This is a genomic window from Lactobacillus sp. (genome assembly GCF_051873315.1).
Taxonomy (GTDB): Bacteria; Bacillota; Bacilli; order Lactobacillales; family Lactobacillaceae; genus Lactobacillus.
The window spans coordinates 1-14850 of sequence record NZ_JBJEES010000015.1 but is presented as its reverse complement, the minus strand read 5'-3'; the positions used below and the strand labels follow the sequence as shown (position 1 = coordinate 14850).

The following is a 14850-nucleotide window of genomic DNA, read 5'->3' as shown; positions in this document are numbered from 1 at the left end:
CGAAAGGATCTCCCTTGAATCCTTTGGCCGGCCCTTTCTCCACCAAGCGAAAATCAACCGCCGCCTGAAGACTACCGGTGGCCGCTACCAATTATCTGACCATCACCTGGAATTTAACCCGCTCTTTCTTAAGGAAGAAAACCTTCATTATCTGCCGGGCATCATCAAACATGAACTGGTCCACTACCACCTCCACCTGGCAGGTTTGGGCTATCAGCACAGGGACCGGGACTTCAAGCTGCTCCTAAAAAAGGTAGGCGGCAGCCGCTATGCGCCAAGACTAGAAGAGAGTAAAAGAAGCCGCTGGCACTACCGCTGCCGGCAATGCGGGCAGGACTACTGGCGCCAGCGGCAGGTTAACGTCAAGAAGTATTTCTGTGGCCGCTGCCGGGGAAAATTGGAAAAAATCGCTGGCCCCCTTGCCAAATGAGGGCAGCTTTGCTAAAATATTAAATGTATTTGCGGGCGTGGCGGAATTGGCAGACGCGCAAGACTAAGGATCTTGTGACCGCTTTTGGTCGTGGAAGTTCAAGTCTTCTCGTCCGCACTAAGATAAGGAGTCGTTGTGAAACGGCTCCTTTTTTGTTGATTCTTTAAACTTGCTTTTCCTCCAATCTGTTATAATGGATAGAACGCAATGCAAGATGAATAGAAGGGTGTCTAAATGTACGATTTTGAAGCCAGACAGAAGACCCTGAACCTGACGATCAGCGCGGTCTTTGTGGCCATTCTGCTGCTGGAAGCTTTTATTCCCAATGTGGGTTACATCACGATTTTGCCGGGCCTGCCGGCCATCACCACGATTCCGTTGACAGTCGCGGTCTTTGCCTCTTTAAGAGGACCTAAAGCCAGCGCGGCCTTTGGCCTGGTCTGGGGCTTGACCAGCTTGATCAGGGCATATGCTGCTCCAAACGGCCTGGTTACTATTCTCCTTTTCCAGAACCCCTTGATTGCCTTATTGCCCCGGGTCGCGGCCGGCTGGGCAGCGGGCATGGCCGGGCAATTGGCTGATAAATGGGAGGGCAAGCGGCCTCTGGCTTACGCCTTAAGCGGCCTTTTCGCTTCAGCGGTCAACACGCTCATGGTGATTCTTTTGTCTGACCTGGTCTACTTCAGCCATCCCCAGAAGCTGGCTTTAGCCCTGGGGGCCAAGAGCGGGCAGTCTTTGCTGGTCATCCTCTTTACGGCCCTGGCCGTCAACGGCATTTTGGAAGCAGTCTTCAGCGGCTTGATCACGCCGCTCATTACCGCGCCCCTCAAGCAGCGACTGAAGCGGCGCTAGAAAGGTGATAAGTATGGCTGGACACAGAAAAACACGCAAGGGCAAGCAGACGACCACCATCCTCGTGGTCCGCGTTTTTGCCATCATCCTCTTGTGCCTGGGCTTGTTCGTGGCCTTCCGCTACTACCGCCGCCAGGCCCTTGAGCAAGAGCAGATCCGCCAGGCTGAACTGGCCAAGCAGGAAGCAGCCGCTAAGCTTTTGCGGCAAAAGAAGGCCTTTATCAAAAAGGTGGGGCCGATCTCCCAAAAGGTTGACAAGGGGACCGGTCTTTTGCCAAGCATCACCATCGCCCAGGCCTGCCTGGAAAGCAACTACGGGCAAAGCGACTTGTCCCAGAAGTACAACAACCTCTTCGGAGTTAAAGGGACTAACCCTAACACTTCGGCCGTGATGACGACCAAGGAGTACACCAATGGCAAGTGGGTGACCGTCAAGGCCCGCTTCCAGATTTATGACTCTTATGAAGCCTCTATCCGGGCTCATGTCCGCCTCTTCCAGCAGGGAACCAGCTGGAACAAGGACCAGTACAAGGACGTTTTGGCGGCCAAGGACTACAAGAGCCAGGCCAAGGCCCTGGTCACCGACGGCTATGCCACCGACCCGGACTACTCGACCAAACTCATCAATTTAATTGAACAATACAACCTGAATAAGTACGATAATTAAGCAGGTTTGACCAGGCTGCCAGAGCTTTTTGGCAGCTTTTTTTGCTATAATGGATAAGCTAAGTTTTTTGATTTATTGAAAGGGAAAAGCATGTCTGAAGCAACGATTTTACAAGGTTTGAATCCGCAACAGGTCCAGGCAGTCAAGACGACTGAAGGGCCCCTTTTGGTAATCGCCGGGGCCGGCAGTGGGAAGACTTCGGTTCTGACCAGGCGGATCGCCTACTTGGTGGAAGAAAAGCGGGTTGCTCCCTGGAACATCCTGGCCATTACCTTCACCAACAAGGCCGCTAAAGAAATGAAGGAAAGAGAAGTCAAGCTCCTGGGTGACCAGGCGGAAAGCATCTGGATGTCCACTTTCCACGCTCTCTGCGTCCGTATCCTCCGCCGGGACGGCCACTTGATCGGCTATGACCGGGACTTCTCCATCGCTGACCCTTCAGAGCAGGTGACCCTGGTCAAGCGCATTCTCCGCCAGCTGGACCTGGATCCCAAGCAGTACCTGCCCCGCAACATCTTGAGCCAGATCTCCAATGCCAAGAACCGCCTGCAGACCCCGAAGCAGTACGAGGCCAGCGCGGTCGGTCCTTTTGAAAAAGTCGTCGCCGACGTCTACAAGAAATACCAGTCCAGCTTGGAAAGAGACCAGATCCTGGACTTTGACGACTTGATCATGCAGACGCTGACCCTTTTTGAGGCCAGCCCGGACACTTTGGCCTACTACCAGCAGAAGTTCCGCTATCTGCTGGTTGACGAATACCAGGACACCAACGAGGCCCAGTACGAGCTCTGTCGCCTGCTGGCTGACGGCTACCACAATATTTGCGTTGTCGGGGATGCCGACCAGTCAATCTATGGCTGGCGGGGAGCCAACATGGAAAACATCCTCAACTTTGAGCATGACTACAAGAATGCCCAAACTGTCAAATTGGAGCAGAACTACCGGTCAACCGGCCATATCTTGAAGGCGGCCAACTCGGTTATCGACCACAATGAAAACCGGAAGGCCAAGAAGCTGTGGACCGACAAGGGCGACGGGGAAAAGGTCCACTACTACCAGGCCCAGAGCGACCGAGACGAAACCCGCTTCGTTCTTTCCAAGATCAAGGAAGAAGTCGACAAAAAGAAGCGTCATTACCAGGACTTCGCCGTCCTTTACCGGACCAACGCCCAGTCCCGTGGGATGGAAGAAACTTTGGTTGAAGCCAATGTCCCTTACCAGATCGTTGGCGGGCACAAGTTCTACGACCGCAAGGAAATCAAGGACATCATGGCCTACCTTAAGCTGGTGGCCAACCCCAGCGATTCCATGAGCTTCAACCGGATCATCAACGTTCCAAAGCGGGGGATCGGCCAGGCTACGACCACCAAATTGGCTGCTTTCGCTGACGAAATGGGGGGCGGAATCTACGAAGCCATGCGCAATGTCGAATTGGCTCCGATTTCTTCTGCCGCTGCCAAAAAGCTCCTGGCCTTCAGCGACCAGCTGACTAGCGCCATTGCTTACGCCCAAGACCACACGGTCAGTGAACTGACCGACAAGATCCTGGAAGACTTCGGCTACACCAAGGCCTTGAAGGAAGAAGAAGCCCAAGGGTCCCTGGAAGCCGCCGCCCGCCTGGAAAACCTGCAGGAATTCGCTACGGTTACCAAGCGCTTTGACGACAATTACAATGAAGAAGAAAACCCGGACAGCAGCCGCTTGAGCGACTTCTTAGCGGAAGTATCCCTCTTAAGCGACCAGGATGACCTGGAAGAAAGCGATGACCGGGTAACTTTGATGACCCTGCACGCGGCTAAGGGTTTGGAATTCCCAGTCGTCTTCTTGATTGGGATGGAAGACAACATCTTCCCGCTTTCCCGGGCCATCAAGGACGAAGACCCGAACCAGCTGGAAGAAGAACGCCGTCTGGCTTACGTGGGCATTACCCGGGCCAGAGAGGAGCTTTACCTGACTTCGGCTTACACCCGGATGATGTACGGGAGCAAGCAGTACAACGCCCAGTCCCGCTTTATCGGCGAAATCAAGGATGAGGACCTGGACATCGTGGCCTCAACTGCCCCAAAGTCCAGCACTTCCTTCTTAGACCTGGACCGGCTGCCTTTTGCCAAAAAGTCCCAAGCCAAAGCAGCTAAGCCGGTCCACCGGGCCAGCAAGGCAGCCGGGGCCGTCGGCGCTGAAAAGAAGGGCTGGCACCCTGGCGACCAGGTAGAGCACAAGAGCTGGGGCAAGGGCGTGGTCATCAAGGTCACAGGCTCTGGCGACGACATGGAACTGGACATTGCTTTTGCAAGCAAGGGCACAAAGCGCCTGCTGGCGGCTTTTGCCCCGATCAAGAAAATTTAGGTGAAAAAGCATGGCTGAAAGTTTAGAAGAAGCAAAAAAGGAAGTCAGCGAGCTGCGCGCTCAGCTGGACCAGTGGGCCAAGGCCTACTACGAGCAAGACGCTCCGGTGGTTGAAGACCACGTTTATGATGAAAAATACGCCCGCCTGCTGGAACTGGAAGCTGCCTATCCGGAATTAAAGGCAGCTGACTCCATCACCCAAAGGGTCGGCGGTGAGGTGAGCAGCGACCTGCCTAAAGTTGAGCACCCAGTGCCCATGCTGTCGATGGGGGATGTTTTTTCCAAAGAAGAGCTGGCTGAATTTGACCAGCGGGTGCAAAAAGCCATCGGTCACCCTGTTGCCTACAATGTCGAGTTGAAAATCGATGGCCTTTCCCTGTCTCTGGAATATGAAGAAGGGCGCTTAAAGCGGGCTTCAACCCGGGGCAACGGCCAGGTCGGCGAAGACGTGACCAAGAATGTCAAGTATATCAAGGATGTGCCCCAGAAATTGCCAGAAGCCATTACCACCGAAGTGCGGGGAGAATGCTACATGGGCAAGGAGGCTTTCGCCAAATTGAACCAGGAGCGGGACGAGGCAGGGGAGAGCATCTTCGCTAATCCACGAAACGCCGCGGCTGGTTCTCTGCGCCAGCTGGACCCGAAAGTGACCAAAAAGCGGCAGCTGAGCACCTTTATCTATACCTGGATCAATCCGCCAGCTGGCATCGACTCCCAGCACCAGGCGATCGGTGAAATGGCCAAGCTGGGTTTTCACACCAATGAAAACGGCCGCCGGCTGGAAAATCTGGCAGCCGTCTACGACTATATCGATGAATTTACCAAAAAGCGCGACAGCCTGCCTTACGGGATCGATGGCATCGTCTTGAAAGTCGATGACCTGGCCTTGCAGGCGGACCTTGGCAATACCGTCAAGGTGCCCCGCTGGGAAATTGCCTACAAGTTCCCGCCGGAAGAAGAAGAAACGCTTGTCCGGGAGATTGAATGGACCGTGGGCAGAACCGGGGTCGTGACCCCGACCGCCGTGATGGATCCGGTGCAATTGGCCGGGACCACGGTTTCCCGGGCCTCTTTGCACAATCCTGACCTCTTGGCCAAACTGGACGTCCGCTTGGGCGACACGGTCAAGCTGCACAAGGCCGGCGACATCATTCCGGAAATTTCCGAAGTCGTCTTAAGCAAGCGGCCAGAAGACTCAGTTCCTTATGAAGTGCCAACTAAGTGTCCATCCTGCGGGGAAGACCTGGTCCACCTGGATGAAGAAGTGGCCTTGCGCTGCATTAACCCGTCCTGTCCGGCCCAAGTTGAAGAAGGGATTACCCACTTCGCTTCTCGGCAGGCCATGAACATCGCTGGTCTTGGCCCAAAGATCGTCAAACAGCTGATTGAAAAGGACCTGGTGCACAATGTCGCTGACCTTTACTATCTGACCGCCGACGACTTGAGCCAACTGGACCACTTTAAAGAGAAGTCCATCAACAATCTCCTGGCGGCCATTGACCAAAGCCGGAAGAATTCCGTTGAGCTGGTCCTTTTTGGCTTGGGGATCGACAATGTCGGCGCGAAAGCCGCTCAGTTGATTGCCCAGAAATTTAAAAATATGTCTAAAATCGCTTCAGCAAGCGTGCAAGAACTGACTGCAATCGATACAATAGGAATGACGATTGCTGAGTCTTTGACGGCTTACTTCCAGCAGGAAGAAGCCAAGAAGCTGCTGACCCGGCTGGAAGAGGCCGGGGTCAACATGGACTACCTGGGTGAAGACGGGGAAGCTGAAGACAACTTCTTCAAGGGCAAGACCGTGGTCTTGACCGGGAAATTGGCCCACTATAGCCGGGCTGAGTTTACCAAGAAGCTGCAGGCCCTGGGAGCCAAGGTAACCGGGTCAGTCTCCAAGAAGACTGACTGCCTGGTTTACGGGGAAGACGCCGGCAGCAAACTGGCCAAGGCAGAAGCCCTGGACATTCCGCGCTTAACGGAGGCAGAAGCAATCTCTAAGATCGAAGAGAAGGACACGGAAAAGTGAAGAGATTTTTACAGGCAATAACTTTGGCAAGCTGCAGCCTCCTGCTGGCGGCTTGCGGCAACTTGAAGAATTCCGACCTGGCCAGCAACTCAACGACAACGACCAGCAAGACCAAGAAGTACGAGACGACTTCCAGCACTGACGGCGGCTACTCAGTCCTTTTGAAAAAGGGGGTCTACAAGACCAGCCCGATTTCCGGCCTGGAAGCCACCAACTATGACAACAGCGTGGACGAGTCAGCTATGGAACGGGGCTTGATCCGGGTGTCCAAGAAGGTCTTCTCAACCAAGGACTATGTCATCCAGGAAGGCCAGCAGCTCGACGAAACGACGGTCACCAACTGGCTGGGCCGGTATTCAAAGAGCAATAAAGAGGGGCTGAACCTCAAGAACAATGGCAAGACCGGGGAGGCGACCAGAAACCCGATCATCCTGCAGCAGATCATGGAAGAAGACTTCTATGTCAAGAGCGGGTCCAGCTACAAGCTGGCCGGCATCAGCATCAGCCTGGGCCTCAACTCAGTCGACTACTACACCAAGACGACTGACGGGGCGGAATACAGCACTAAGATTTCCCTGGCCAAGCGGCGGGCCTTCGGGCAGAAAACGGCCAACACGATCGTCTCCCGCCTGCACGCCAAGAAGAAGCTCAAGAATATCCCGATCATGGTCGGCCTGTTCTCTAAGACTGACACTGACTCATTAGTCGGGGGAACTTACTTCTCATATGGGACAGCCAGCGCAAATAGTAGTAAAATATCTAAATGGAATTCCGTGAACGAAAAGACCCAGGTTCTGCCGACGGTCGATGGGGCCAGCGCGGTCAGTTCCAGTGACGAATCCAAGTTCACCAGTTTTAAGGATGAAATTGAGAACTACTTCCCGAACGTTTCCGGGGTCACGGCAACTCTGCGCTACTACGATGGCAAGCTGGCTTACGAAAGCATTGCCATCACCACGCAGTTCTATGGCTATCTGCAGGTGCAGAGCTTTGCCCAAACGGTTATGAGCCGGGCGAAGAAGTATCTGGGAACCAGCTCACCGGTTGAAATAACCATTTCCTCGGTCAACGACACCCAAGCGGTCGTTGCCAAGGAAACGGCTACCGGGTCTTATCGGATGCACATCTATGGCGGTAATTAGGAGGTACATAAGTGGAAAAGGTAACAAATGATACCATCAAGCACGTTGCGGCATTAGCCCAGCTTGAATTCAGCGAAGAAGAACTGGCCAAGTTCACCCCGCAAATGGGGAAGATTCTGGAAATGGCAGAAGAACTTCAAGCCGTTGACACGACTGGCGTTGAAGAAACGGTACAAGTAGTTGATCGCGACACTGTCTTCAGAGAAGACGTTCCTGAAAAGTGGCAGACCCGCGAAGAAATGATGAAGAACGTTCCTGACAAGAGCAACGGTTTTGTCAAGGTACCTGTAATTATCGATAAGGATGATAACCAATAATGAACTACTTAAACGAAACGATCGATTCTTTAAACGACAAGCTGAAGAGCGGCACTGTTTCTGCTGACCAATTGGCCCAGGACACCATCACCAACATCAAGAAGACTGACGAAAAGATCAATGCCTTCATCACTGTAAACGAAGACGTTAAGCCAGCCGAAGACCTTGACTTTAACAACAAACTGGCCGGCGTGCCGATTGCCATCAAGGACAACATCATCACCAACGGCTTGAAGACGACGGCAGCCAGCCACATTTTGTACAACTTTGAACCGGTTTACGAATCAACTGTTGTTGCTAAGCTGAAGGCCGCCCAAGCCACCATCATCGGCAAGACCAACATGGACGAATTCGCCATGGGGTCATCCACTGAAACTTCTTACTTCGGTGACACCAAGAACCCATGGAACCTGAACAAGGTGCCTGGCGGTTCATCCGGTGGTTCAGCAGCTGCTGTTGCCAGCGGTGAAGTTGTTGCTGCCCTGGGTAGTGACACCGGTGGTTCAATCCGCCAGCCAGCATCCTTCAACGGTATCTTCGGGATCAAGCCAACTTACGGCCGGGTATCTCGTTGGGGCTTGATTGCTTTTGCCTCATCACTGGACCAAATCGGGGTGATGAGCAAGCGGGTCAAGGACTCAGCTGAAGTTCTGAACGTGATCGCCGGGGCTGATGACCGCGACGCCACTGTTTCAGAAAAGGAAGTACCAGACTACACCAGCTTCCTGGGCAAGGACGTCAAGGGCCTGCGGGTTGCTGTTCCTAAGGAATACATGAGCGATGCTGTTGAAGAAGGCGTCCGCAAGGCAGTTGAAGCGCAAATCGAACTTCTGCGGGCAAACGGGGCTATCATCAACGAAGTATCCCTGCCGCACACCAAGTACGTGGTGCCAACTTACTACATCATCGCTTCCAGTGAAGCTTCGGCCAACCTGGAACGTTACGACGGGATCCGTTACGGCTACCGGGCAGAAGCCAAGAACCTGGATGAAGTCTTCCTCAAGTCCCGGTCAGAAGGCTTCGGCGACGAAGTAAAGCGGAGAATCATGCTGGGTTCTTTCGCCCTGTCAGCCGGCGCTTATGACAAGTTCTTCCTGCAGGCTGCCAAGGTAAGAACCTTGATCTGCCAAGACTTCGACAAGATCTTCGAAGACAACGACGTTATTGTCGGGCCGGTTTCTACCGAAACTGCTTTTGACTTGAACTCAGAAATTTCTGACCCGATCAAGATGTACAACAACGACATTTTGACGATTTCCGCCAACATGGCCGGGATTCCGGCAGCCAGCGTGCCAGCCGGCTTGAGCGAAACGACGGGGATGCCGGTCGGCTTCCAAATCATGGCCAAGCGCTTTGACGAAGGCCATGTCTTCCAAGTAGCTGACTTCATCGAACGCAGCAACAAGTTCTACGAACAAACACCAGCTGGATTGGAGGATTAATTTAAATGAATTTTACGTCAACTATCGGTCTGGAAGTCCACTTTGAGTTGAAGACCAAGAGCAAGATCTTTTCACCTTCACCAGTAACTTACGGGGCCAAGCCAAACACCGAAACCAACGTTATTGACTGGGGTTACCCAGGTACCTTGCCAATGGTCAACAAGGAAGTCTACCGCCTGGGCTTGATGGTCGCTTTGGCCACCCATTCCCACGTCAACCCGGTAACCCACTTTGACCGGAAGAACTACTTCTACCCGGATAACCCGAAGGCTTACCAAATCACCCAATTCTTCAAGCCATTGGCTGAAAACGGCTATGTTGAAGTCGAAGTTCACGGCAAGAAGAAGAAGATCCACATTCACGAAATGCACATCGAAGAAGACGCCGGTAAGAACACTCACGGGACCAACGGCTTCTCCTACGTTGACTACAACCGGCAAGGGGTACCGCTTTTGGAAGTCGTTTCTGAACCAGAAATGACTGACCCGGACGAAGCTGTTGCCTACCTGGAAAAGCTGCGGGAAATCGTGCAATTTACCGGGGCTTCCGACGTTAAGATGGAAGAAGGGTCAATGAGAATTGACACCAACATTTCCATCCGTCCAGCTGGCCAGAAGGAATTCGGGACCAAGGTCGAAATGAAGAACTTGAACTCCTTTGAACACGTCCGTCTGTCCCTGGCTTATGAACAAAAGCGTCAGCAGGAAATCCTCCTGTCTGGCGGCCGGGTTCGCCTGTCCACCCGCCGTTTTGACACCAACACGGGCAAGACTGTCCTGGAACGTGTCAAGGAAGGGGACGCGGACTACCGTTACTTCCCAGAACCAGACCTGGCTCCATACCACATCAAGCAGGAATGGGTTGACGAAATCGCGGCCAACTTGCCAAAGACGGCTGACGAACGGCGGAAGATCTATGTTGATGAATACGGTTTGAAGCCATACGACGCAAATGTTTTGCTGCAAAACAAGGAAAGCTCAGACTTCTTTGACGCCACTGTAGCAGCCGGTGCTGATCCAAAGCAGGCAGCCAACTGGATGAACACCCAGGTTAACGGCTACTTGAACGAAAAGCACGCTGAACTCAAGGACATTGCCTTGACTCCAGAAAACCTGGCTGCCATGATCAAGCTGATTTCTGACGGGACGATCTCATCCAAGATTGCCAAGAAGGTCTTCGCGGAAACTGTTGCCAACGGCACTGACCCGAAGAAGTACGTTGAAGAAAACGGCATGGCGCAATTGTCAGATGAAAGCGTCCTGGCACCAATGGTCAAGGAAGTTGTCGACGCCAACCCGCAGTCTGTTGAAGACTACAAGAATGGTAAGGACCGGGCTATCGGCTTCCTGGTTGGGCAAATCATGAAGCAGACCCGGGGCAAGGCCAACCCTAAGGTGATCAACAAGCTCCTCTTGGCCGACCTGGCCAGCCGTTAAGGCAGGAGAAAATTTTTTAGAAAAAGGTGAAGCAGATGACTAAGCGCGCGCGCTTGATTTACAATCCGGTTTCCGGGCATGAACAGATGCCTAAGAACGTTTCTGATATTTTGGATATTTTGGAACAAGCGGGTTATGAAGCCAGTGCATTCAGAACCACGCCAGCTCCGCTCAGTGCTCAAAATGAAGCAACCCGGGCAGCCAAGGACGGTTTTTCACTGGTCGTGGCAGCTGGCGGGGACGGCACGATCAACGAGGTCGTGAGCGGGATCGCCTTTTTGCCTAAGGAAGAGCGCCCGCGCATGGCCATCATCCCGGCGGGGACGACCAACGACTACGCCAGAGCCTTGAAGATTCCGCGCGACGACGTGGTTGAAGCAGCCAGAGTGATCCTCAAGGACAATGTCCAAAAGATGGACGTGGGCCGGGCCGACTTCGGCGACGGCAGCCAGAAGTACTTCGTCAACATCGCTGCTGCCGGTTCTTTGGCTGAACTGACCTACGGGGTTTCTTCAGACGTCAAGTCCGCCTTGGGCTACGCTGCCTACTTGATCAAGGGGGCGGAAATGCTGCCAAACCTCAGCGAATGTGAAATGCGGCTGACTTTTGACAAGGGCGTTTACGAAGGCAAGCTGTCTCTGCTTTTATTGGGAATGACCAACTCCATCGGCGGTTTTGAAAAGATCATGCCAAACGCCGAGCTTTCAGATGGCCTCTTCCAGCTGATCGTGGTCAAGCCAAGCGACCCGGGCAACCTGCTCCGGCTGATGGCTCTGGCCTTGAACGGCAAGCACGTGGATGACCCGAACATCATCTACACCAAGACGACCAGTCTGAAGGCTGAACTGATTGGTCACAACCGCGATGACAAGCTCTCCGTCAACCTGGATGGGGAAGAAGGCGGCATGTTCCCGGTAACTTTTGAAAACTTGCGGGAACGGATCGAATTCTACGTCGGCTAGACTGTTATAATAGAGTTTGACACTTTTGTCAGACTCTATTTTTGTGTTTAGAGGAAAAGCATGATAACCAATAAAAAGAAAGAATTAGCAAGAAAGCGGGCCCAACGGTCCTTGCCGCCTCTGTCGCCAGAAGAGCAGAGCGAGTGGGACCAGCTGCGCCGGTACCGGGAGAAGGCTGTTAAGGAGTCCGGGGCCAAATTGGCAGAACACCTGATGACTTTTAACGACGGGGTAATCGCCATCATCATCACTATTGTGGTGTTGGAGATCGGGGCGCCTTTGACCAAGAGCGCCTACCATGACTTCTTCAGCCAGATTTTGATCTATTTGATTTCATTTTTCGTGGTAGCCAATTTCTGGTATGAAATCCACCATGCCTTCAGTTTTCATATTATGCGGGCAGGAAAGATGACCATGGTCTGCGACTTCGCCTTTTTGGCCAGTCTGTCGCTGATTCCGGTCATGACCAAGTGGATCATGGGGAATTTGTCGGTCTTGAGCGTGGTCTGTTATGGGATCGTCTACTTTTTGGTCCAGATTTTTGAACTGGCAACGGAAATGGTGGGGATGCGGAGCTCACTGCCGCATATTAAGACCTTCCGGAAGCTCTGGGGCCGGGTTTCCTGGTTGCGCTTTATTTGGCTCTTCCTGCTCAATTTAGTCTTTATTTTGATATCTTTCGTCCAGCCAAGGTTGGGGATGATTTTGTATCTGGCCTTCCCAATCATCAACTTTGTCACGCCAGATAACCGGAGCCAGCGGGCCCGCAAAGGAGAAAATCAATCATGAAGAAAAACGAAATCGTCGAAGTAGAAATCACCGACTTATCATATGAAGCCATGGGGGTCGGCCATGTCAATGGCGAAACGGTCTTTGTCAACAACGCCTTGCCAGGTGAAGTGGTCAAGGCGCAGATCTTGAAGGACAAGAAGAGCTATGCTTTTGCCAGAATTTCTGAGATCGTCAAGGAAAGCCCGGACCGGGTCAAGGTGCCTCTCCGGCAGTACGTGCAGACTGGCCTGGCCAGCCTGGCTCATTTGAAGTATGACAAGCAGCTGGAATTCAAGCAAAAGCAGGTTAAGGAGCTTTTGAGCAAGGCCCACTTGGACCAGATCAAGGTAGCGGAAACTTTGCCAAGTCCCTTGGAAACTGGCTACAGAAACAAGGCCCAGGTACCGGTCAGAATGGTCAAGGGGCAGCTGGAGATCGGCTTTTTCCGTCGGCACTCACACGACCTGGTGCCGCTGGAAGACTTTTTCACCAATGATCCGGAAATTGACCGGGTCCTGGTAGCGGTCAGAGATATCTTGCGGGAAAAGCGGATTCCGGCTTATGACGAAGAAAAGCATCAAGGGCAGGTAAGATACCTGGAAGTCCGCCGGGGAACGGCTACGGGCGACATGATGGTCGTCCTGGTCTGCTTGGACCGGGACTTCCCAGGCCTGCACGCGGTCGTTGACGAGATCAAGGAAATCGACGGGGTGAAGTCGATCTTCCTCAACCACAACCCAAAGAGAACCAACGTCATCTTGGGTGAACACGACTACCATTTGTGGGGGAAGAGATACATTGATGACAAGATTGGCGATTTGACCTTTGAAATTTCGCCGCAGTCCTTCTTCCAGATCAACTCCCTGCAGACGCCGCGCCTCTACAAGCTGGCCATTGACCAGGCGGGCTTGAGCAAGGACGACTTCATCGTCGATGCCTACTCCGGGATCGGGACGATCGGTCTGTCAGCGGCCAAGTACGTCAAGGAAGTCCGCGGGGTAGAAGTGGTCAAGGCAGCGGTCAAGGACGCCAAGAACAACGCCCGGCTCAACCAAATCCACAATGCCAAGTACTATGCCGGCAAGGCGGAAGAATTGATGCCGAAGTGGGCAGCCGAGGGCTTGAAGACGGATGTGATTTTTGTCGACCCGCCGAGAAAAGGCTTGACCAAGGAATTTATCGATGCCGCGGTTAAGACAGGTCCAAAGAAGGTTGTCTACATCTCCTGCAACCCGGCAACGCTGGTGCGGGATATGCAGCTCTTGATGGAGGCTGGTTACACGACTGACCTGGTTTCCCCGGTCGACATGTTCCCGCAGACGCCACATGTGGAATGCGTGACCGTGCTGACGAAGGAATAACTTAGTCGGTCGAGCGACCAAGATAAGCGACTAAGTTACCGACTAAGATAAAGAAGAGGAGGCAGGGATGAGTGAATATGTACCGCCATTTCAGATGACCGACAACATAATGAACCTGCTGGCGGAAACCAGTGAGCAGATTGGCCGGATCAAAGTTTTGTCGCATGGCAATCTGAATCCACATTTTCGGAAGGAAAATAGAATCCGGACAATTCACTCATCTTTGGCGATTGAGCAGAATTCTCTAACGCTTGAACAGGTTACGGCTATCTTAGACGGTAAGCGAATCCTTGGCAATCCCAATGAAATCCGGGAAGTGAAGAATGCGTACGCTACTTATGAGATGATGCTTGAACTCAACCCGTATTCTGTAGATGACTTGTTAGAGGCGCACAAGCAGATGATGGCCGGGCTGATTTCTGAAAATGGCAGGTTCCGGACCAGTGGGGTGGGAGTTTTTGCCGGTGACCAAGTCATTCACATGGCTCCGCCAGCCAAACTTGTCCCAGGTGAGATTCAAAATCTGATCACTTGGTACCGTAATTCTAAGGCCCATCCCTTGATTAAGAGCGCGATTTTCCATTATGAGTTTGAGTTCATCCATCCTTTTGCCGATGGTAACGGGAGAATGGGCCGGCTCTGGCATAGTTTGCTGCTGGGTAACTGGAATGAAATCTTTTTCTGGCTGCCGATAGAGGAACTGATTCGGTCCAGACAGGAAGAATACTACCAGGCACTTGGCAAGTCTGATGAACAGGGAGAAAGCAGTCATTTTGTGGAATTCATGCTAGAAGTCATCTTGGACACGCTGAAGGAAACCACAGTTGTTGGTAAAACAAAGAAAGCAGAAAATCCCCAGGTTCAAAAACTGTTGGAAGTTCTTGATGGTGAAGAGCTATCAACGGCGGAATTAATGGAACGGTTGGGGCTTTCTCACAGACCAACTTTCCGGAGAAACTACTTAAATCCGGCGTTGGAAGAAGGGTGTGACTGCTAAAAATTATTCATTTCATCCGATGCTAAATAGCAACGTTTCTTACCAATTCTTGATATAATATCTATATCGAAAGATTGGAAGGAAGAAACGATGAGCGAATA

The 14850-nt window shown here is 52.6% G+C and carries 13 protein-coding genes and 1 tRNA gene; all 14 read left to right on the top strand.

Annotated elements, in window-relative coordinates; all coding sequences use genetic code 11:
• Positions 1 to 430 (top strand): SprT family protein (locus ACI32D_RS00750; protein ID WP_439774769.1); only part of this gene is annotated, 430 nt, incomplete at its 5' end.
• A gap of 31 nt (positions 431 to 461) precedes the next feature.
• Positions 462 to 547 (top strand) — tRNA-Leu (locus tag ACI32D_RS00745).
• Positions 548 to 664: 117 nt separating this feature from the next.
• On the top strand, positions 665 to 1282 hold the full coding sequence (locus tag ACI32D_RS00740) for an ECF transporter S component (RefSeq protein ID WP_439774768.1): 618 nt from the start codon (positions 665 to 667) through the stop codon (positions 1280 to 1282).
• 13 nt (positions 1283 to 1295) lie between these two features.
• Positions 1296 to 1949, top strand: coding sequence for a glycoside hydrolase family 73 protein (locus ACI32D_RS00735; protein WP_439774767.1), 654 nt, complete (start codon positions 1296 to 1298; stop codon positions 1947 to 1949).
• A 90-nt stretch (positions 1950 to 2039) separates the two neighbouring features.
• Entirely contained in the window at positions 2040 to 4295 is a 2256-nt protein-coding gene (pcrA, locus tag ACI32D_RS00730; RefSeq protein WP_439774766.1) for a DNA helicase PcrA, read from the top strand.
• A 10-nt stretch (positions 4296 to 4305) separates the two neighbouring features.
• The gene (gene ligA / locus ACI32D_RS00725; RefSeq protein WP_439774765.1) at positions 4306 to 6321 is read left to right on the top strand and encodes an NAD-dependent DNA ligase LigA; all 2016 of its coding nucleotides are present in this window, start codon (positions 4306 to 4308) and stop codon (positions 6319 to 6321) included.
• On the top strand, positions 6318 to 7463 hold the full coding sequence (locus ACI32D_RS00720) for a CamS family sex pheromone protein (protein ID WP_439774764.1): 1146 nt from the start codon (positions 6318 to 6320) through the stop codon (positions 7461 to 7463). Before ligA ends, ACI32D_RS00720 begins: the two co-directional genes overlap by 4 nt.
• Before the next feature lie 11 nt (positions 7464 to 7474).
• A complete protein-coding gene (gene gatC / locus ACI32D_RS00715; RefSeq protein WP_003620937.1) occupies positions 7475 to 7780 on the top strand; it encodes an Asp-tRNA(Asn)/Glu-tRNA(Gln) amidotransferase subunit GatC in 306 nt (101 codons plus the stop codon).
• The gene (gatA, locus tag ACI32D_RS00710; protein ID WP_439774763.1) at positions 7780 to 9222 is read left to right on the top strand and encodes an Asp-tRNA(Asn)/Glu-tRNA(Gln) amidotransferase subunit GatA; all 1443 of its coding nucleotides are present in this window, start codon (positions 7780 to 7782) and stop codon (positions 9220 to 9222) included. Before gatC ends, gatA begins: the two co-directional genes overlap by 1 nt.
• Positions 9223 to 9227: 5 nt before the next feature.
• Entirely contained in the window at positions 9228 to 10658 is a 1431-nt protein-coding gene (gatB, locus tag ACI32D_RS00705; protein WP_439774762.1) for an Asp-tRNA(Asn)/Glu-tRNA(Gln) amidotransferase subunit GatB, read from the top strand.
• A gap of 35 nt (positions 10659 to 10693) precedes the next feature.
• Complete coding sequence (locus tag ACI32D_RS00700) at positions 10694 to 11620, top strand: diacylglycerol kinase family lipid kinase (RefSeq protein WP_439774761.1); 927 nt, start codon at positions 10694 to 10696, stop codon at positions 11618 to 11620.
• A 60-nt stretch (positions 11621 to 11680) separates the two neighbouring features.
• Positions 11681 to 12409, top strand: coding sequence for a TMEM175 family protein (locus ACI32D_RS00695; protein ID WP_439774760.1), 729 nt, complete (start codon positions 11681 to 11683; stop codon positions 12407 to 12409).
• Entirely contained in the window at positions 12406 to 13752 is a 1347-nt protein-coding gene (rlmD, locus tag ACI32D_RS00690) for a 23S rRNA (uracil(1939)-C(5))-methyltransferase RlmD (protein WP_439774759.1), read from the top strand. Before ACI32D_RS00695 ends, rlmD begins: the two co-directional genes overlap by 4 nt.
• 67 nt (positions 13753 to 13819) lie before the next feature.
• Positions 13820 to 14749 carry a Fic family protein gene (locus tag ACI32D_RS00685; protein WP_439774758.1) on the top strand — a complete coding sequence of 310 codons (930 nt, stop codon included), beginning with the start codon at positions 13820 to 13822 and terminating at the stop codon, positions 14747 to 14749.
• Positions 14750 to 14850 lie beyond the last annotated feature (101 nt).

Coding starts and splice junctions, on each gene's coding strand:
- ACI32D_RS00685 (WP_439774758.1), top strand. CDS start 13,820: ATGAGTGAATATGTACCGCCATTTCAGATGACCGACAACATAATGAAC.
- gatB (WP_439774762.1), top strand. CDS start 9,228: ATGAATTTTACGTCAACTATCGGTCTGGAAGTCCACTTTGAGTTGAAG.
- pcrA (WP_439774766.1), top strand. CDS start 2,040: ATGTCTGAAGCAACGATTTTACAAGGTTTGAATCCGCAACAGGTCCAG.
- ACI32D_RS00700 (WP_439774761.1), top strand. CDS start 10,694: ATGACTAAGCGCGCGCGCTTGATTTACAATCCGGTTTCCGGGCATGAA.
- rlmD (WP_439774759.1), top strand. CDS start 12,406: ATGAAGAAAAACGAAATCGTCGAAGTAGAAATCACCGACTTATCATAT.
- ACI32D_RS00735 (WP_439774767.1), top strand. CDS start 1,296: ATGGCTGGACACAGAAAAACACGCAAGGGCAAGCAGACGACCACCATC.
- gatA (WP_439774763.1), top strand. CDS start 7,780: ATGAACTACTTAAACGAAACGATCGATTCTTTAAACGACAAGCTGAAG.
- ligA (WP_439774765.1), top strand. CDS start 4,306: ATGGCTGAAAGTTTAGAAGAAGCAAAAAAGGAAGTCAGCGAGCTGCGC.
- ACI32D_RS00695 (WP_439774760.1), top strand. CDS start 11,681: ATGATAACCAATAAAAAGAAAGAATTAGCAAGAAAGCGGGCCCAACGG.
- ACI32D_RS00740 (WP_439774768.1), top strand. CDS start 665: ATGTACGATTTTGAAGCCAGACAGAAGACCCTGAACCTGACGATCAGC.